Here is a 19,416-nt window from a genome sequence, read left to right as displayed (position 1 = left end):
CACCGTCGCGTCGTCACGAGGCTCCTGCGACCCGCGCCAGCACCTCCCCCGTCCGTCCGCTCCACGCCACCACCACCGCCTCCTCGGGCACCGGATGCCAGCGCGTCAGCAACAGCCAGCGCACGTGGTAGCGGCGGGCGACGGCGGTGCGCTCGGCGCGGGTCGACGTCGGGGAGAGGTAGGCGCGGACGTCCTTGAGGCGGCGTAGCCGCTCCCGCTCGTCCAGGGCCGCGTCGGGCCAGGCGGGCGCGGCGAGGTTGGGGCCGTGGCCCGCGATCGCGTGGACGGCGTAGTAGGCGTCGGTGATCACGACCTCGCCGGGCCCGATGTAGCGCGCGGCCCAGTCGTACGTCGGCCAGCGTGGCGGCTGCTCGAAGCCGACGGGATCGAGTGAACGCGGGACGACCGCCCCCGCCTGCACGGTGAGGAAGCCCAGGCAGGCCCCCGCCGCCGTGATCGCGCACAGTGCCTTGCGGCCCATTCCCCAGGGGCGGGGAGCCGCCAGCTCCACGGCCGGCGCGAACTGCAGCGGCACCAGGGTCAGTCCGAGGATCCTGCCGTAGGTGTAGTGGCCGCTGACCCAGCCGTACCCCACGACCAGGCAGTCCAGGGCGAACATCAGCACCAGCGGGTCGCGCGCCGCGCGGCGCCGTCGCAGCCACAGCGCCGGCAGGCCGAGCAGCGCCAGCCAGAAGTGCCCGGCCAGGTCCCGGTACAGGCGCCGGTGCATCGCGTCGACGCTGCCGTCCCCGGCGAGTTCGAACACGTCGAAGTACGGCCAGCTCCACGCGACCACCAGCGCCGCCACCCCCGCCAGCGCCCACCGGCCCACCAGCGCCGGGCACCACCCCCGCTGCCATCCGGCGACGAAGGCCGCGCCGCCCAGCGCCGCCGCCACCGCCGTGATCGGGTGGACCAGCAGGACCACCCCGTACAGGGCGCCCAGCACCCCGTACCCGGTGAGGCCGCGCAGGCCGCTCGGTCCCACGTACCGCACCCGGCGCGTGTCGCGCGCCCGGGACCCCGTCAGCGCCCAGGCCCAGAAGGCGAGTCCGATCGCGAAGGCCGACGGGTAGGCGAGGTTGCCGGTCATCGACATCAGCCCGAGGTAGCCGCTCCACCAGGCCCGCTCGGTGCCCCACAGCAGCGTCATCGTGGCCAGCGCGAGGACCGGCGCCCACGGCCGGGGCGTCAGCACCCGCACGAAACGGTTGACGCCGGTCAGCAGCACCAGCAGGTTGAACGGCCCGGCGAGCCGCACCACCTCCCAGCCGGACAGACCGGTCAGCCGGGCGAACGCGCCCTGCGCGACGGCGTACGGCGAGTAGTACGGGCTGCCCGCGCCCGGCAGGTCGGCCATCGGATGGCGCGGGTGGAGCAGACGGTCCTTGAGGCGCTCGACGACCGCCGCGTGCTGGCCCGCGTCGCAGCACAGCGGCACCCGCCAGTACGCCAGCGACACCACCAGCCAGAACAGGAAGCCGGCGGCCTGGTACGGGGTCGGACGCCAGACGCGCCCGCCGCGCAACGCCGTGGCACCGCGCACCGGCCGTCGGGTCAGGAGGCCGGCGCTCATCGCAGGGGTGCAGAAGCGCAGGTACAGGGCATTGGTCGTATATTCCCACCGGCATCAACAGCCCTACCGTGCATCACCTCATCGAGTGAGCCCGCCCGGAGTCCTGCCACGGCAGCAGCACCTGCCCGCGCGCGTCGGGCTCCAGCAGCAGCGGCACCCCCAGCACCGGCAGCAGCCACACCAGCACGATCAGCCGCCCGCCCCAGATGGTGATGTCGGGGTGCCCGGCCTGGGTGAGGATCCCCGTGAACGCGGCCGCGAGCAGGAACGCACCGAACGCCCGCCGCCTGAGCGCCCCCCAGGCGCCCGCCGCCAGCAGGGCCAGGAGCAGCGGCTCCCACGCCTGCCGCCGCAGCCACTCCACCCAGAAGTTGGCCTGGAGGTGCAGGAACTCCGGCCACAAACGGGCGCGGTCCGGTCGGGCGAAGTGGGCGGTGAGCAGGTCCTGGAGGCTCTCCGACTCGGACGGGTAGTGCAGCGCCCGCGCCACGAGCAGCGTCCCGAGGACGCCGCAGCACCCCGCCACCGCGACCGCGACCGCTCCGGGGCAGGCAGCCGATCGCCGCCACCGGTCGACGGCGACCGCCACGCCCGCCACCATCAGGCACGCCCCGAGGAACAGCGCCTGCGAGTGCTTGATCGTGAACAGCGCCGCCAGCGAGCCGCCCACCAGCCAGGTCCCCGCCCTCACCCGGCCGTCCAGGGCCAGCGCACACCCCCACACCGCCGCCAGGGTCAGCGTCAGCAGCAGACCCTCGGTCATCGGACGCATGGCGGTCGTCCCGCACGGCAGGACGTAGAACAAGGCCTGACCGGTCAGCGCCGACGGCAGCGGTGCCCGCAGGGTGCGCAGCACCAGGAACGCCAGCACCCCGCCCGCGACCGTGACCACCACGCTCGCCGCCCACACCCCCCACGTCACACCGAACACGGTGACGAACGGCACGAGGAGCACCGGATAGCCTGGCCGCGCCTCGAAGATCCGCATGAACCGCTCCGACATGAACGGCACGGTGTGCCCGCCGGTCTGCCCGGCCCGCAGCCGCGCCTTCACGTTCCGCCACTCCGCCGCCCGGCATTCCGCCATGACCCGCTCGGTGGGGTCGGGGCGGTGGAAGCGCACCACGTGGACCTTCTGGTTGCGGGCCGCGATCGCCGCCTTGCCCGCGCAGGCGTAGTCGATGGTGGCGGCCGCCGCCTCCCGCTTGCTGTCGCCGCGCAGACTGAGGGCGTACGACAGGTAGTTCTTGGTGTCGGGAGTGTCCCGGCCGGTGACGTTCGCGAGCTGGAGCAGCGCGAACACACCGCCCAGGACGAGCACCCAGGCGCGAGGCCTCACGACGAGCGCGTGAGTACGTCGCGACCGGTGGCGGGGCCTGGCACCTTGACCTCGCCCGACGCGTCGACGGCTGCCTCGTCCACGGCCGACGGCATCCGCTCGCCCAGCATCAGCGTCCGTACGACCCGCTCGGCGGCCCGCCCGTCGTCGAACTCGCAGAACCGCTCGCGGAAGGAGGACCGCAGCCGAGCCGACTCCTCGTCCCGCCAGCTCCCGGAGTCCAGCAGCCACGCCAGCTCCCGGTAGGAGCGCGAGACATGGCCCGGCGGCTCGGCGGTGACGTCGAAGTAGGCGCCGCGGCTCGCCGCGTACGCCGGCCAGTCGTCGGCGTGGACCACGATCGGCCGGTCCAGGTTGGCGTAGTCGAACATCAGGGCCGAGTAGTCGGTGACCAGCACGTCGGAGGCGAGCATGACGTCCTCGACGTGCGGTTCGTCCGCCGCGTCGACCAGCACCCCGCGCCGGTGCAGATCAGCGAGGCCGAGGCCGCGCGCCGGACCGGTGGCGAGCGAGGGGTGCAGGCGGACGACGAGAGTGTGGCCCTCGCCGAGGTCCGCCGCGAACCGGGCCAGGTCGACGCGGTCGACGTGACCGCCGCGCCGGTACTCACGGCGGGTCGGCGCGTACAGCACGACCGTGTGGTCCGCCGGGATGCCGTGGCGCTCCCGGAACGCGGCGCCGTCCTCCGGGCGGGCGCCCACCAGGACGTCGTTGCGGGGGCTGCCGGTCCGCACGGACGTGAAGTGACACGGGTAGGCCCGCTCCCACACCAGCTCGGAGTGGCGGTTGGCGACCAGGCTGTAGTCCCAGCGGTCCGCGCGGCGCAGCATCTGCGGCACGTCGACGCCGTGCCGGGCGCCGGGCTTGGCCAGCAGGTCGGCCGCCATGTACTTCAGCGGGGTGCCCTGATGGGTGTGGATGTGGACGCTGCCGGGGCGCTTGACCAGCGTGCCCGGCCAGTTGACGTTGTTGACGAAGTAGGTGGCCCGCGCGGTGATCCGGCGGTAGGGCAGCGAGTCGAGGAGCACGTGCTCGACCCCGTCGGGCAGCTCGGCCGCCTCCTCCTCGCTTCGGACCACCCACACCCCGCGGATGTGCGGCGCGAGCTCCCGCGCCTTGCGGTAGACGGCCGCGGGGTCGCCGAGCACTCCGCGGTGGGAGAACGCCGAGTACACGGCGAGGTTCGGGTCCAGGGAGCGGCGGGCGTACGCGGCCGCGTAGGCGCCTTTGACCCGTCCGGCCGCCGCCTTGCGCACCAGCAGCGCCCGGCGCCCCGCCTCCCCGGCGGCCCGTCCGGCCTGCCGCTTCAGCACGTAGGCCGGGTAACCACCCTCCAACAGCCGCAGTTCGCCGTCCACGGTCGCGTCGGCCGGCTTGTGCGTGCGGAACATCTCGGCCGTACGGCGGAAGAACTCGCCCTTGTCCTTCGGGGGCAGCCGGTCCGGCTTGGCGAGGATGTCGAGACAGTGCTCGCCCATCTTGCGGTGCAGATAGGGCCGCCAGCTCGCCAGCTCCGGACGGGAGTCGACGAACGCGAAGACCCGCTCGTACTGGTCGTGGATGTCGAAGTGCTTGCGGCTGGTGGTGGACAGGATGTTGCCCTGGCGGCGCTGCCGGTAGTTCAGGCAGATCCGGTCGAGGGCCGCGATCCGCCCGGCGCTGAGCATGACCGGGAACGTCCAGGGCGTGTCCTCGTAGTAGCCCGGCGGGAACTGGAAGCCGCCCTCCTGCACGAACTCGCGGCGGTAGACCTTGTTCCACACCACCATCAGCAGGTCGAGGATCTCGGGGTGCTCGTCCACGGTGAAGGTGCCGTCCCCGGCCTGGGCCAGCACGTGCGCGAGCACGTTGCGCCGGGTGCCGCCCCACCAGTACGTGCGCGCGTAGTCGAAGACCAGCACGTCCGGGTCCGAGGTCTCGTCGAGACGGTCGGCCATCGCGCGCAGTGCGCCCGGGGTGAGGGTGTCGTCGCTGTCGAGGAAGAAGAGGTAGTCACCGGTCGCGTGCGGCATTCCCGCGTTGCGGGCGCGGCCGAGGCCGGCGTTCTCCGGCAGGTGCAGCGCCTTCACTCGGGGGTCGCGGGCCGCGTACTCGTCGAGGATCGCGCCGCAGCCGTCCGGCGAGCAGTCGTCGACGGCGATCACCTCGATGTCCCGGTACGACTGCTCCAGGACCGAGTCGAGGCACTCGGCCAGGAAGCCCTGGACCTTGAAACAGGGGACGATGATGCTGAAGCGGGGCACTGCGGACGTCAGCTCCTTACGAGGGGGGAGGCGGCGGGGGCCGGGACACGCTCCGCGAGCGGGAGCACGGGCGCAATCGCCTCGGGCGGCTCGCCGAGCAGCACCCGGCGCACGACGCGCTCGGCGGCCCGGCCGTCGTCGAACTGGCAGAACCGCTCACGGAACGCGGCCCGCAGGGACGCCGACTCCGGTCCCGCGTACGAGCCGTCACGGAACACGCGCGCCAGCTCCTGGGGTGTGCGGGCCACCGGGCCGGGCGGTGCCTGGAGGAGGTCGAAGTAGACGCCCCGGGTCTCCTGGTAGACCTCCCAGTCGTCGGCGTACACGACGATCGGCCGGTCGAGGTTGGCGTAGTCGAACATGATCGACGAGTAGTCGGTGACCAGCGCGTCGGCGGCCAGGCAGACGTCCTCCGAGGAGCGGTGCCCGGTGACGTCGATGATCCGGCCGCTGCTGCGGCGGCCGCCCCGGTCGTAGAAGTAGTGGGCGCGCAGCAGGACGACGACGTCCTCGCCGGCCGCCTCACAGAACGCCTCCAGATCGAGGCCGCTGTCGAAGCCGGTCTGGTAGTCCCGGTGGGTGGGCGCGTACAGGACAGCCGTCTTGCCCTCCGGGACGCCCAGCACCCCCCGGACGCGGGCCACGTCGTCCGCGGTCGCCGTGTAGTAGACGTCGTTGCGCGGATAGCCGTACTCCAGGTGCTCGTAGGAGCCCGGGAAGGCGCGCTCCCACATGCGGGTGGAGTGGCTGTTGGAGGAGAGGTTGTAGTCCCATCGGTCCACGCGGCCCAGCAGCTTGGCGAAGCTGCCGGTCGCGGCCGCCACCACCGGGTACGTCGACTGGTCGACGCCCATCTTCTTCAGCGGCGTGCCGTGCTGGGTCTGCAGGTGCACGCTGCCCTCGCGCTTGACCACGCCCTCCGCGAAATTGGCGTTGTTCACCAGGTACTTGGCGCGGGCCAGGACCTCCCAGGAGCGGCGGCTGCCGATCACCGCGTGGTCGACGTCCTTCGGCACGGTGTGCGCCTGATCGGGCTCGACCAGGAACACCGAGCGGATGTGCGGGGCGAGTTCGCGGGCCTTGGCGTGGATCGCGGCGGGGTTGCAGGCGTAGCCGCGGCCCCAGTAGGCGCAGTACACGGCGAGGTTCGCGTCGAGGCGGCGGCCGAGATGGCGCCGGTAGTGCAGACGGGTGCGCAGCAGGTGGGGGCGGGGGACCCGCTCGGCGGCCAGCGTCGCCGCCCGGTTGGCGCCGCGCAGCGCGCGGAACGCCGCGTACGCCCCCGTCGACAGCAGCTGGTGCTGCACCCGCAGGCTGCCGCCGGGTGCCCGGAAACCGGCGGGGCGGTGACGCCGGTACAGCTTGCCCGCCCGGCGGAAGAAGGCGCGGCGGCGGCGCGGCGGCAGCCGCCGGGGGTGGGCGGCCGTCTTGAGGACGGCGGCGAACAGCTGCTCGAACACGGGGCCGAGCCGCTCCGCAGACAGCTCCTCCTCCGCGGCCCGGGTGAGCACCAGCTCGGTCTGGTCGAGCAGTTCGGCGTGGTGCGCGCCGGGCAGGTTCAGCCGGCTGCCCTGCCTGCGCAGCAGATGCCGTACGACGACCCGGCGCAGCACCGCCACCCGCTCGGCCGCGACGGTGACCAGGCCGCCGAAGCCGAGGTCCGTGAAGTGCCCTTCGGGGAAGGCCAGTCGGCGCTCGGTGAGGAACGCCCTGCGGTAGGCCGCGCTCCACGCCGGGAGCCGCACGCCGGTGATCTGCGGGGCCTGGTCGGGAGCGAAGGCCCCCTTCGGCGCCTTCGCCAGCAGGGGTGCGGCCGGGTTGGTGGGGTCGCCCTCCCACCAGGGGGTGCGCTCGTGCTCGAAGTACAGGACGTCCACGCCGTCGGTCTCTCGCAGTCGTGCGTCCAGCGCCGAGAGGGCGCCCGGCGCGAGGACGTCGTCGCCGTCGAGGAACAGCAGGTACGCACCGGTCGCCACCCGCATCCCGGTGTTGCGCGCCCCGGCCAGACCGGCCGACGGCGGTGAGTGCACCGGCGCCACCCGTGAGTCCCGCTCCGCGTACCCGGTGGCGACGCCGGCCGCGGGGGAGTCGGGCGCGTCGCACACCGGGATCAGCTCGAAGTCGCCGAAGGACTGGGCGAGGACGGAGTCCAGTGCCAGGGACAGCCGACCTGCCACCCCATGGGACGGGACGATGATGCTGAAGCGGGGCATTCTGCTCTTTCTGTTGTCGGTCCGGTGTCGCCCGGGCGGTGTGCGGTGCTCTCAGGCCGTGAGGGGTGAACTCCCGGAAGAGAGAACGGTGTTCAGCGGCGGTCGGTGACGGGCACGGAACCGGTGGATTGCGGCACGGCGGCGAACGGCGAGTCGGCCAGGCCCGCCACCGACGGCACCGGGTGGCGCTCGGCCAGTGGCACGACCGGCAACACCTCCGTCTCGCCCAGCACGACACGCCGTACGACCCGCTCGGCGGCACGTCCGTCGTCGTACGGGCAGAACCGCTCCCGGAACGCGGCCCGCAGCTGCGCCGAGCGGGAGCCGCGCCAGTGGCCGGTGGCGAAGATGTCGATCAGCTCGTCCTCACTACGCGCGATCGCGCCCGGCGGGAAGGAGCGGGGGTCGAAGTAGGTGCCGCGGGCCGCGTCGTACGCCTCCCAGTCCTCGGTGTGCAGGACGATCGGCCGGTCGAGGTTGGCGTAGTCGAACATGATCGACGAGTAGTCGGTGACCAGGGCGTCCGAGGCCAGGCAGAGCGACTCGACGCTCGGGTGGTCGGTGACGTCGATGACGCGGTCGCTCGGGTCGAGGGGGCCGCCGTGCCAGTAGTGGGCGCGGGCCAGGATCACGAAGCGCGGGCCGAGGCGGCGCAGGACGCGCTCCGGGTCGAGGGGGCTGCGCTGGGTGCGGCGGTAGTCGCGGTGGGTCGGCGCGTACAGGATCGCGATCGCGTCCTGCGGGATGCCGAGCGACTCGCGCAGCCGGGTCACGTCCGCCGAGGTGGCCCGCTGGAAGACGTCGTTGCGCGGATAGCCGTAAGGGAGAGTGGTGTAGCCGCCGGGGTAGACGCGCTCCCAGGTCAGTGTGGTGTGGCGGTTGGCGGACAGGACGTAGTCCCACTTGTCGACGCCCCGCAGGAGCTCCCCGAAGTCCATGTCACGGGCGGCCGCCGGGTGCTCGCGCAGGTCCAGGCCCATGTGCTTGAGGGGCGTGCCGTGTTGGGTCTGGACGAAGACCTGGCCGGGGCGCTTGACCAGACGGCGGTCGAAGTTGACGTTGTTCACCAGGTACTTGGAGCGGGCGAGCGCCGTCCAGTACGCGGCCGAACCCGGGCTCAGCCGACGGGTGCCCTCGGGAACCGTGTCCTGGTACTCGGGACGCGCGATCCACGCCGTGCGCACATGTGGGGCGTGGGTGCGCAGCGCCTGCTCCAAGGCGCCCGGGTTGCAGCCGTGGCCGCGGCCCCAGTAGGCGCTGAAGACGGCCCGGTCGGCGCGCAGGGGCAGGTGGAGCTGGATCCTGTAGTGGAGTTGGAGGAGGGCCGCCTTCAGGGACCGGGCGAGCTTGGCGACGCGCCCGCGGGTGCGGCGGCGCAGCGCCATGGCCAGTTGCAGGGCGCGGTACGTGCGGTGCAGGCCCAGGCGGACCAGGGTGTGGCGCAGTCGGGCGCGCAGGGGGGCCGGGGCGCCCGGGACGCGGTAACGGCGGTAGTGGGCGCGGGCCTTGCGCAGGAACTCGGCGCGGGTGCCGCGCGGGAGCCGGCCCCGCCGCGTGAAGATCGTCGTGAAGTGGTCGACCATGCGGCGGAACAGCACCGGCCGCCAGCGGGCGAGTTCGGGGCGCTCGGCGACGAACGCGAAGACCCGGTCGTACTGCTCGAACACGTCGAAGTGCCGGCGGCTGGTGGTGCCGAGGATGTTGCCCTGCCGGCGCTGGCGGTAGTGCACGCAGACCCGGTCGAGGGTGGCGAGGGACTCCGCGGCCATCAGGGCCGGGTACGTCCAGGGCGTGTCCTCGTAGTAGCCGGGCGGGAAGGTCAGGCCCTCGCGCTCGACGAAGTCCCGCCGGTACACCTTGTTCCACGCCACCATCAGCACCCGCAGCAGGCCCGGGCGGTCCTCCAGACGGAAGGGGGCCGGGCCCTGCTCGGTGAGCTGCGGGGCGACCTTGTTGCGGACCGCCTCGCCCGACCAATACGTGCGCGCGTAGTCGAAGAGCAGGACGTCCGGTTCGCCGGTCTCCTTCAGCCGGTCGGAGACGGCGAACAGCGCGTCGGGGGTGAGGGTGTCGTCGGAGTCCAGGAAGAGCAGGTAGTCGCCGGTCGCCTGCTCCATCCCGGCGTTGCGGGCACGGCCCAGGCCCTGGTTCTCCGGCAGGTGCAGCGCCTTCACCCGCGGGTCGCGGGCGGCGAACTCGTCGATGATCTCGCCGCAGGCGTCCGGCGAGCAGTCGTCGACCGCGATCAGTTCCAGATCGGGACAGGACTGGGAAAGCACCGATTCGAGGCACTCGTGCAGGTACGCCTGAACCTTGTACGCGGGGACGATGACACTGAACCTGGGCAAGGGGCATCCATGGGTCGGCGCGGGCGTTCTGCCCGGGAACGGCCAATGGAGTGAATTGGTTACGGTTCGGTACGGCATACGGGGGATCGTGGGTGAACGCGAGCGGGCGGGCCGGTGTCGGCCCACCCGCTCAGAAACGCTCCGCTTCTCGCTACTTGACCGCGCCCGCCATCACACCGGACACGAACTGCCGCTGGAACGCGAAGAACACGGCCAGCGGGATCACCATCGAGATGAACGCGCCGGGCGCCAGGACGTCGATGTTGTTGCCGAACTGCCGTACCTGTGTCTGCAGGGCGACCGTGATCGGCTGGCTGCCGGAGTCGGTGAACACCAGCGCGACCAGCATGTCGTTCCACACCCACAGGAACTGGAAGATGCCCAGGCTCGCGATCGCGGGCCCGCCGAGCGGCATCACGACGCGGGCGAACAGGCGCAGTTCACCGGCGCCGTCCAGGCGGGCCGCCTCCAGCAGCTCCTTCGGGATCTCCGCGAAGAAGTTCCGCAGCAGGAACACCGCGAAGGGCAGACCGAAGCCCACATGGAAGAGGATCACCCCGAGGACGGAACCGAACAGACCGATCTTGCCGAACAGTTCGGCGATCGGGATCAGCGCCACCTGCACCGGCACCACCAGCAGCCCCACCACGCCCAGGAACCACCAGTCCCGGCCCGGGAACTCCATCCACGCGAACGCGTAGCCCGCGAGCGAGCCGATCACCACGACCAGGACCGTCGCCGGGACCGTGATCAGCACGGTGTTGACCAGGGAGTCGGTGATGTCGCTGTTCTGCAGGAGCTTGTCGTAGGCGTCGAAGGTGAGCTGGGACGGCTTGGAGAAGACCGTCCACCAGCCGCTCGCCGCCATGTCCTGCGGGGTGCGCAGCGACGACAGCAGCAGACCGATGGTCGGCACGAGCCAGAACAGGCCGATGAGGAGCAGGAAGACGCGCACCAGGCCACCGTTGACCTTCTGCACGAGCCACTTCGTCATCGCCGCACCTCCCGCCTGAGCCGCCGGATGTTGAACCACATCACCGGGATGACGAGCAGCAGCAGGAACACCGAGATGGCGCTGGCGATGCCCGGCTGGTCCTCGGCGAAGCCCTTCCGGTACAGCTCCAGGGCGAGCACGTTCGCGTCGTCCTGCGAGGAGCCCGGCGCGATGATGAAGACCAGGTCGAAGACCTTCAGCACGTTGATCATCAGGGTGACGGCGACGACCGCGAGGACCGGCGCGAGGAGGGGCACGGTGACCCTGCGGAACACCTGCCACTCGCTGGCCCCGTCGACCCGGGCCGCCTCCAGCAGCTCCCGCGGCATCCCCGCGAGCCCCGCCGCGATCAGCACCATCGCGAAGCCCGCCCACATCCAGATGTACGACCCGATGATCGCCGGGGTGACCAGCGAAGGGCCGAGCCAGTCCAGTCCGTTGTACGGCTCCTTGAAGTTGCTCGCGGGCAGCCGCAGCTGAGCCCCGTCGGCCTTGTCCGGAAGGGTGAAGGTGCCGTCGTCGGAGGCCTTCGTCGACGCGACCACCTTGCCGTCCCTGACGGCCTCGATCCGCATCCCGGCGTAGCCCAGTTCCGCCGGGTCGGGCTTGCCGAGGACGCCGACGCCCTTGCCGCGGGTGAAGTCCTGCCAGGTCGTTCCGGTGATCTTCCCCGGCTCGGCCTTCGGTGCCACGGCTCTCTTCGCGCTGTCGGGCATCTGGTCGGGGGCGACGCCGACCAGGGGGAGCAGGATCGTGTCACCCGTGCGGACGGGGGCCTTGGTGAGGAACCCGCCGCTCTGCGCCTGGAGCGGCGAGTCCCGCCCCGGATGCGCCTTCGGGAACGCCGACGACTGGGCGAAGGTGTCGTGCACGCCCACCCAGACGGCGTTGGCGACGCCCTTGTCCGGGTCCTGGTCGTAGACGAGACGGAAGATGATGCCGGCCGCCAGCATCGAGATCGCCATCGGCATGAAGACGACCAGCTTGAACGCCGTGCCCCAGCGCACCCGTTCGGTCAGCACCGCGAAGATCAGACCGAGGGCGGTCGCGACGGTCGGCGCGAACACCACCCAGAGGATGTTGTTCTTCAGCGCGGTGCGGATGCCGTCGTCGGTGAACAGGGCCTCGTAGTTGTCGAAGCCGGCGAAGCCGTCGCCGGACTGGTTGGAGAAGCTGCGGACGACCGAGTACCCGATCGGGTACACCACGAGCGCGCCCAGCAACACCAGGGCGGGCAACAGGAACAGGGCTGCCACGGCCTTGCGGGTGCCGGTCACGCTCTTGCGACTGCGCGGAGCGGCAGGGGCCGTGGTGACCCCTGCCGCCGGTGGCGACGTCATCGCCGGATCAGCTCCCGTACGCCTGTGCCGCGGCCTGCTCCAGCTTCTTCTGCGTGCCCGCGACATCCGTCGGGCTCTTCAGGAAGTCCTGGAGATCCTTCCACTCGCCCTTGCCGGGCGTGCCGCCGAAGGCCTGCGGTGCCTGGTCGGACATGTCGAAGCGGAAGTCGTCACCGGCCGCGATCAGCGCCTCGGCCATCTTCTTCTGCACCTCGTTCGGGTACGAGGACAGGTCGACGTTCTTGTTGGGCGAGAGATAGCCGCCCAGCTTGGCCTGCACGGTGGCCGCGTCCGGCGACGCCAGGAAGGTGGCCAGCGCCTGGGCGCCCTTGGAGTCCTTCAGGATGACCGCCGCGTCACCGCCGGAGACCACCGGCGCGGTGTCGCCCACCGCCGGGAACGGGAACACCTTCGCGTCGGTGCCCACCTTGGCCTTCGTCTCACCGATGTTGACCTGCACGAAGTCGCCCTCGAAGACCATGCCCGCCTTCGGCTGGTCGCCGCCGGTGAAGGTCTGGGTCACCGAGGCCGGGAACTCCGTCTGCAGCGCCCCGCCGGCACCGCCCGCGATGAAGTCCTTCTTGCCCCAGATCCCGGCCAGCGTGGTCAGCGCCTCCTTCACGGAAGGGTCCGTCCACTTGATCTTGTGCTGGGCGAGCTGGTCGTACTTCTCCGGCCCCGCCTGCGAGAGATAGACGTTCTCGAACCAGTCGGTGAGCGTCCAGCCGTCCGCTCCGCCTATGGAGAACGGCGTCACGCCTGAGTCGTAGATGGCCTGCGCGGCGGTGACGAGATCCTTCCACGTCTTGGGCTCGTTCGCCCCCGCGTTCTCGAAGACCTTGGCGTTGTACCAGATCAGCGACTTGTTGGCGGCCTTGTAGTAGACGCCGTACTGCTTGCCGTCGACCTTGCCGAGGTCCTGCCAGCCCTGGGAGTAGTTCTTCGCGAGCTCCGCCTGTGCCTCGGCCCCGAGCGGCTTCGCCCACTTCTTGTCCACGGCCTGCTTGATCGCGCCGACCTGCGGGAGCATCGCCACGTCGGGCGGCGCTCCACCCGCGATCTTCGAGCCGAGGAAGTTGACGATGGGGTCCTGCGCGGGCACGAAGGTGACCTTGGCGCCGGTGCGTTTCTCGAACTCGGCGAGGACCTTCTTGAAGTTGGCCTGTTCGGCGCCGGTCCACACGGCGGCGACCTGCAGGGTCGTGCCGTCCAGCTTGGGAAGGGAGAGGGAGGTGCCGGGTGCCTTGCTGCTGTCGGAGGGTTTGTCGCTGTTCTTGTCGTCGTCGCTGCCGCCGCACGCGGTGAGCGAGAGCGCGAGGGCTCCCGAGAGGAGGGCGGCTGCCGCCTTCGCGGCCCTGCGTGTCCGGTGAGTGCTGCTCCTGCTGACCATCACTGCCCCGTTCTTCGTCCTCGTCGAACGTTCGAGCGTGTCCCGTGGCACTGGTCTACGCCGGGAGCCAGGGGTCGGCAAGAGCGCCTACCTTGTCAACCGGGGGATCGTGACCGCCTCGTGACTGTGTCTCAGACGGACCGGACTGGTCCGGCCGATGACGGACGGTTCGTCAGGTCCGGCCATGCAGGTTTCAGAGCAGTGACGGCACCTCCGCCGCCGAGACCTGCCGGGCCGCCCGCTCCAACGCGCTGGCCAGCAGGGCGAGGTCGGTGGGGCCGTTGCCCAGTTCCCGCACGGGCCGCCGGGTCGGCGGGTCTCCCATGCGCTGCCAGTCCAGGGGAACCACCGTGGGGCGCAGGGTGGCCGTGCGCGGGATGCGTCCCGTGACGCGCCCACCCTGGAACGGTATGAGCCCTCCGTCCCCGTGGGCCAGGCGCCCGCGACCCGCTGACGGCTCGTCAGGGCCCGCCCCGGGCGCTTCGAGGGTGATCCGCAGCGCGGCCCGCCGGGTGGTCTCCGACTCCGCCGTACGGCCTCCCAGCGCGGCCGCCGCCACCAGGTGCACGCCGAGCCGCTCACCGTCCCGGGCCACCGACTCCAACGCCCGCACCACTGACCCGGCCGCAGGCCGCCCGGGTGAACCGAGCGGGGGCGAGACCAGCGCGTCCAGGTCGTCGACGACCACCACCAGCCGGGGCAGCGGCGGCGCGGCCTCCGTCTGCCGGCGCGCGGCCGCGGAGGGGCGCAAACGCAGCGTGGAACTGGGTGGGGTGTCGAGATCCCCCGCACCGGCCCCCGCCGGGGATGTGCCGCGCGACGCGCCGCGTTGGGCGACGATCCGGCCCGACACCTCACGGTGGGTGTGCCACTCGGCGAAGTCGGACCGCCCGAGCAACTCGGCCCGCCGCTTCAGCTCGGCGCTCAGCGACTGCGCGAACTCCCGCATGCGGACCGGGTCGTTCGCGGCGAGATGCGTGGTGACATGCGGTACGTCCGTACAGACGCGCAAGCCCTCGCCGTGGCCGGTGCCGCCCGTGCTCACGGTGTCCCGGCCGTCGACGAGGACGATGCCGAGCCGGTCGGGACGCTCGGCGGCGGCGAGCGAGGCGACGACGGCCCGCAGCAGTTCCGTACGCCCGCTGCTCGCCGGGCCCTCGATCAGCAGGTGCGGGCCGTCGGCGACGAGGTCCACACCGACCGGCCCGCGCGGACCGGCGCCGAGCACGGCCCTGGCCCGCCCACCCAGCGCCTCGGCGTCGTCAGCCGCGTCCGCCCAGCGCGCCATCAGGGACGCGGGGGTGGCCCGGGCGAGACCGAGCTCGTCCAGCAGCCGTGCCGCCTGGGGCAGCGGTGCCGACACACGCGCGTGGCGCTCGCCGCCGGTGCCGTCCGTGCGCAGCGGTGCCAGCGCCCGCGCGAACCGTTCCGCCCAGGCGGGGGAGACGGCGTCCACGACGGCCACCGTGCCGTGGCCGACGGGACCGGAGCGCCGGTTCGGGTGCCCGTCGGCACGGTCCTGCTCCGTCGGGGTCCGCGCGATCCGCAACAGCCGCAGAGCCGTCGCCACGTCCCCGCTGAGCAGCGCCACCGCACCGCACTCGCGGAACGTCGGCGACGCCGTACAGGCCGCCTCGTACGTCTCCGTCACCGGCGACGCGGGCGAGGCGGGCGCCGTCTCCGCCAGGCACACGACGTGTATCCCGGCCCGCGGGCCCTCCACCGCCAGCCGCGCCACCGCCTCCCGTAGGTCGGCGCCCCCGGGATCGCCGTCGACGACCACCACGGTGTACGGCCCCGGGTGAGCGGCGTCCTTGGCATCGGCGCCCTGGGCCCAGGAGGGGCGGCGGTGGGACCGGTCGGCGGGGGCGTGGTCGGGGGTGCCGCGGTCGGCTGCCGGTGCCGTGCCGGTCTCCGACAGCTGGTCCTCCAGCCGGCGCAGGAGTTCGCCGGTGCGGGCGGCGGCCTGTTCGCGGTCGTGGGCGAGGAGGAGGCGGCAGTCCTGGCCGTGGCCCGGGCGCAGGTGGGGCAGCCAGCCCAACCAGGACCACTCGGCGACACGTTCCTCCAGCGGACGCGAGCGGTCCGTGCTGATCAGGACGATCTCCAGGGCATCGGGGGAGTGCAGCGCGGCCAGCTGGGCCAGCACCGCGCGGGCCAGCCCGGACAGCCGCGTGCGCGGTCCGGCCAGGCCCAGGGACCCGGCCTCGCGCAGGTCCGCCGTCACCGGCACCGCGGGCAGCAGGCCCGAGCCGTCGGGCGCGGCCCGGTCGGCCGTGCCCAGCCGTACCGTCAGTGCCTCCGGGTGGCCCGGTCCGCGCTCCCACAGCCGGGGGCCGGGGCCCAGCGCCGTCAGCAGCAGCGCGGCCGGGTCCGGCCAGGTCTCCGGCATCCCGGGGGCGACGACCACCGGCTCGGGAACCGCGCCGGTCGCCTCCTCGGCGACGTACGCCTCGCTCCCGGGCGTCTCCTGTGTGCCGCGCCCGCCCTTCAGGCGGCGCGCCCAAGCGGACAGGCCTCCGCGCTTGCGGACGCCCTGTGGGACGTCGGTGCCGCGGAGGGGGGTGCCTTTGCGGTGGGCGGTTTCGCGGGGGTCCGGGTCTGTGGGGGCGGGGGCGGACGGTCGGTCGGTGCCGGAGCGTGCGGGGGCGGCTCCGTCGGTGCCGGGCGCACCGAAGACGAACCCGCCGCCGTGGGTTTCACCGCCGTCGCCGGGGGCGCCGTGGGAGGGAGTGCCGGGGGCGGAGCGTCGGGGCGTCGCATCGGCGGCGGTGCTGCGGGATGCCGTACCGCTGACCCGCGACCGCGTGCTGTGCGGGTCGTCTGGGGTCTCGATGCGTGGTGCCCCGCCCTGGCCCGGCACCACGGGCGGTTCCGCCGAGGCGCGGGGCCGGGCGCCCGGGGGCGTGGCGGTGGCGGCCCAGTCGACGGCGCCGTGGGCGTGCCTGGTGTCCCCGGACGGCTCGCCCTGGTCGGTCGCGTCGGCCGCGGCATGGGCCGTCCGGTCCGTCGCCGGCGACTCACGCGAGGAGGTGGCGCCCGTGCCCCCGGGGCTCGGCACGCGCGCGTGGACCGTGAACGGCCGTCGGGTCGCCGCCGGTGTCGCAACGCCGCTGCCGGAGTCCCCGGTGTCCGTCTCGGCGGCTCCGCCGCACGACACGCGCACGTGCCCCTCGCCGTCGGGCGTCGTCGGGACGCGCGCGCCGGGGCCCCCGGCGGGGGCCAGACGCACGGCCGACTCGCCGATGCGCAGCAGGGCGCCCGGTGCCAGACGGACCGGGCGGGAGCCCACGCGGGTGCCCTCCAGCGTGGTGCCGTTGGTGGAGCCGAGGTCGGCGACCGTGACGCGGCCGTCGGAGGAGAGGGTGACCGCGCAGTGCAGACGGGAGACGTCGGGGTCGTCGAGCGGGACGTCGGCGTCGGCGGAGCGGCCCACGTGGATCTGCCCGCCGTGCAGCAGATGGACCCCGCCGGCGTCGGGTCCTGCGACCACATGCAGCTGCGCAGGGGCGTCGTCGACCTCGGGGTGGGGCTCGGGGTCGGCGGGGGCGCCCAGGGACAGCACGGCGCCGTCGATCAGTGGGGGCTCGCCGAGGGTGCAGCGCTGGGCGTCCAGCCGCTCCGCGCCGGAGTACAGCACCACGGTGGCGCCGGTGTGCTCCCGGCCGCGCGAGGCGGGACCACCGCCCTGCTCGCGTCCGCGCTCGGCGGGAGCGGGACCCCCGTCACCGGAGACCGCCGAGGCCAGGGCCGACGCCACCGCCGCGAGGGCCGTGCCGGCGGGCGCCGTCACCAGCACGTCGCAGCTCGCGGCACGGGCCCGCGTCTCGGAGGGCGGGCCCAGCGGGTCTATGACGGTCAGCCGGATCTGCATCGCCGTCAGCGGTCCCTTCCAGCACGTCGGCCAGTAACTGGCAGCATCCTCGCACCTGTCACTGACACCGCGCCCCTGCCTCGGCGTCAAGTGATCTTGATTGGTCGGCTCTGCCCGCAAAAGTGCCTGACCACAACATCGACATTGATCACTTGAGATCGGTCACGTCCGGCTTCGGCAACCAGTGGACCGGGGTGAGCGTCTTTCCTTCGAACATGGACGGGAACGTGTACGTACGACCTGGGCAAGCCCCGGGGAAACCGCCGGGAAAGTCGACAACCCGGTGCCGGGCGGGACGGCACTACAGTGGGTCGGAACATTGGCAAGCAACAGGGAGCGCATGACGTGCGGCCGGTAGGCAGCAAGTACTTCCTCGAGGAGCCGCTCGGACGTGGCGCCACGGGGACCGTCTGGCGAGCCCGCCAGCGCGAGACCGCGGGCGCCGAGGCGGCCGTGGCCGGCCAGCCCGGAGAGACCGTCGCGATCAAGGTCCTCAAGGAGGAGCTCGCGAACGACGCGGACATCGTGATGCGGTTCCTGCGGGAGCGGTCCGTCCTGCTCCGCCTGACCCACCCGAACATCGTCCGGGTGCGCGACCTGGTGGTCGAGGGCGACCTCCTGGCCCTGGTCATGGACCTCGTCGACGGCCCCGACCTGCACCGCTACCTGCGCGAGAACGGCCCCTTCACACCCGTCGGCGCCGCTCTGCTCACCGCCCAGATCGCCGACGCGCTCGCCGCCAGCCACGCCGACGGCGTCGTGCACCGCGACCTGAAGCCCGCCAACGTCCTGCTCCAGCAGAACGGCGGCCAGATGCACCCGATGCTCACCGACTTCGGCATCGCCCGGCTCGCCGACTCACCCGGCCTCACCCGCACGCACGAGTTCGTCGGCACGCCCGCGTACGTCGCGCCCGAGTCCGCCGAGGGCCGCCCGCAGACGTCCGCCGTCGACATCTACGGCGCCGGCATCCTGCTGTACGAGCTGGTCACCGGCCGTCCGCCGTTCTCCGGCGGCTCCGCCCTCGAGGTACTGCACCAGCACCTGAGCGCCGAGCCCCGCCGCCCCTCCACGGTCCCCGACCCGCTCTGGACGGTCATCGAGCGCTGCCTGCGCAAGAACCCCGACGAACGGCCCAGCGCCGAGAACCTCGCGCGCGGCCTGCGCGTCGTCGCCGAGGGCATCGGCGTGCACGCGAACTCCGCGCAGATCGCCGCGGCGGAGAACGTCGGCGCGCTGCTCGCGCCCGACCCGACGCCCGCGACCGTCCCCGGCTCCGCCGACCCGACCCAGGCCTTCCAGAACGGCGCCGGGGGCTACGACCCGAACGCCGCGACCAGTGTGCTGCCCCACACCGGCGGCCCCGCGGGCGCCGCGGACCCCACCGCCGTCCTGCCCAACACCGGGGCCGCCGACCCGACGGCCGTCATGCCGCCCGTGCCGCAGAACCAGCCCGGCGGGCAGTCGCCCGAACAGCCCCACCCCTGGCAGAACCAGCTGCGGGCCGCCCGCGACCGCAACGAGCAGACGCAGGTCCAGCAGTACCTGGACCCCGGCGAGGACCCGCTGCGCCGCCGCCCCCAGCGGCAGGTCGCGCGCCCGCAGCAGCAGCCACGGCCCGCGCCGCAGCAACGCCCCCAGCAGCGGCCGCAGCAGCGGCCGCAGCCCGGCTACGGCCATCCGCAGCAGCAACAGCCGCAGCGGTACGCCACGCCGCAGCCCCAGCAACCCCAGCGGTACGCCCCGCCGCCCGCCCCGCAGCAGCCGCAGCAGCGGCCCGAACGGGAGCCCCGGGCGCCGCGGCAGCGCAGCGCCAACCCGATGAAGATCCCGGGCCTGGGCTGCCTGAAGGGGTGCCTGTTCACGATCGTCGTCCTGTTCGTCGCGGGATGGCTGGTCTGGGAACTGAGCCCGCTGCAGGAGTGGATCGGCACCGGCAAGAGCTACTGGGCGCAGCTCACCGACTGGTTCGACACCGTGACCGGGTGGATCGGGGAGCTGGGCGGGAGCTCCGGCCAGTAGGACTGCCTGGCGGCGGGACTTCCACGACTCTGTGGATTTGTCGACATCTGGCGGGTGATTTCTGTCTCCGCGGTGAA

At 72.8% G+C, this 19,416-nt stretch carries 10 protein-coding genes; 1 reads left to right on the top strand and 9 read right to left on the bottom strand.

Annotated features, from left to right (window positions below):
- Positions 1 to 13: 13 nt before the first annotated feature.
- The 9 genes from AC067M_RS28600 to AC067M_RS28560 form a co-directional block, all read right to left on the bottom strand.
- Positions 14 to 1,576, bottom strand: coding sequence for a hypothetical protein (locus tag AC067M_RS28600; RefSeq protein ID WP_478699909.1), 1,563 nt, complete (start codon positions 1,574 to 1,576; stop codon positions 14 to 16).
- A gap of 73 nt (positions 1,577 to 1,649) precedes the next feature.
- Positions 1,650 to 2,915, bottom strand: coding sequence for a hypothetical protein (locus AC067M_RS28595; RefSeq protein ID WP_478699908.1), 1,266 nt, complete (start codon positions 2,913 to 2,915; stop codon positions 1,650 to 1,652).
- Positions 2,912 to 5,158 carry a bifunctional glycosyltransferase/CDP-glycerol:glycerophosphate glycerophosphotransferase gene (locus AC067M_RS28590; RefSeq protein WP_478699907.1) on the bottom strand — a complete coding sequence of 749 codons (2,247 nt, stop codon included), beginning with the start codon at positions 5,156 to 5,158 and terminating at the stop codon, positions 2,912 to 2,914. Before AC067M_RS28590 ends, AC067M_RS28595 begins: the two co-directional genes overlap by 4 nt.
- 8 nt (positions 5,159 to 5,166) lie before the next feature.
- Positions 5,167 to 7,371, bottom strand: a complete 2,205-nt coding sequence (locus tag AC067M_RS28585) for a bifunctional glycosyltransferase/CDP-glycerol:glycerophosphate glycerophosphotransferase (RefSeq protein WP_478699906.1) — start codon at positions 7,369 to 7,371, stop codon at positions 5,167 to 5,169.
- Positions 7,372 to 7,463: 92 nt separating this feature from the next.
- Entirely contained in the window at positions 7,464 to 9,719 is a 2,256-nt protein-coding gene (locus tag AC067M_RS28580; protein WP_478699905.1) for a bifunctional glycosyltransferase/CDP-glycerol:glycerophosphate glycerophosphotransferase, read from the bottom strand.
- A 151-nt stretch (positions 9,720 to 9,870) separates the two neighbouring features.
- Positions 9,871 to 10,713 (bottom strand): carbohydrate ABC transporter permease, encoded by an 843-nt coding sequence (locus tag AC067M_RS28575; RefSeq protein ID WP_478699904.1) that lies wholly within the window; start codon positions 10,711 to 10,713, stop codon positions 9,871 to 9,873.
- Complete coding sequence (locus AC067M_RS28570; protein ID WP_478699903.1) at positions 10,710 to 12,053, bottom strand: carbohydrate ABC transporter permease; 1,344 nt, start codon at positions 12,051 to 12,053, stop codon at positions 10,710 to 10,712. The genes AC067M_RS28575 and AC067M_RS28570 overlap by 4 nt, the downstream gene beginning before the upstream one ends.
- A gap of 7 nt (positions 12,054 to 12,060) precedes the next feature.
- Positions 12,061 to 13,443 carry an ABC transporter substrate-binding protein gene (locus AC067M_RS28565; protein ID WP_478699902.1) on the bottom strand — a complete coding sequence of 461 codons (1,383 nt, stop codon included), beginning with the start codon at positions 13,441 to 13,443 and terminating at the stop codon, positions 12,061 to 12,063.
- A gap of 193 nt (positions 13,444 to 13,636) precedes the next feature.
- Positions 13,637 to 17,317, bottom strand: a complete 3,681-nt coding sequence (locus AC067M_RS28560) for an FHA domain-containing protein (protein WP_478699901.1) — start codon at positions 17,315 to 17,317, stop codon at positions 13,637 to 13,639.
- Positions 17,318 to 17,662: 345 nt separating this feature from the next.
- On the opposite strand from AC067M_RS28560, the gene AC067M_RS28555 reads away from it, so the two are divergent.
- On the top strand, positions 17,663 to 19,339 hold the full coding sequence (locus AC067M_RS28555) for a serine/threonine-protein kinase (RefSeq protein ID WP_478699900.1): 1,677 nt from the start codon (positions 17,663 to 17,665) through the stop codon (positions 19,337 to 19,339).
- Positions 19,340 to 19,416 lie beyond the last annotated feature (77 nt).

This window comes from Streptomyces sp. NPDC043427 (assembly GCF_056436655.1).
Note: the sequence above shows the minus strand (reverse complement) of the source record. Positions and strands in the feature narration are given on the sequence as shown.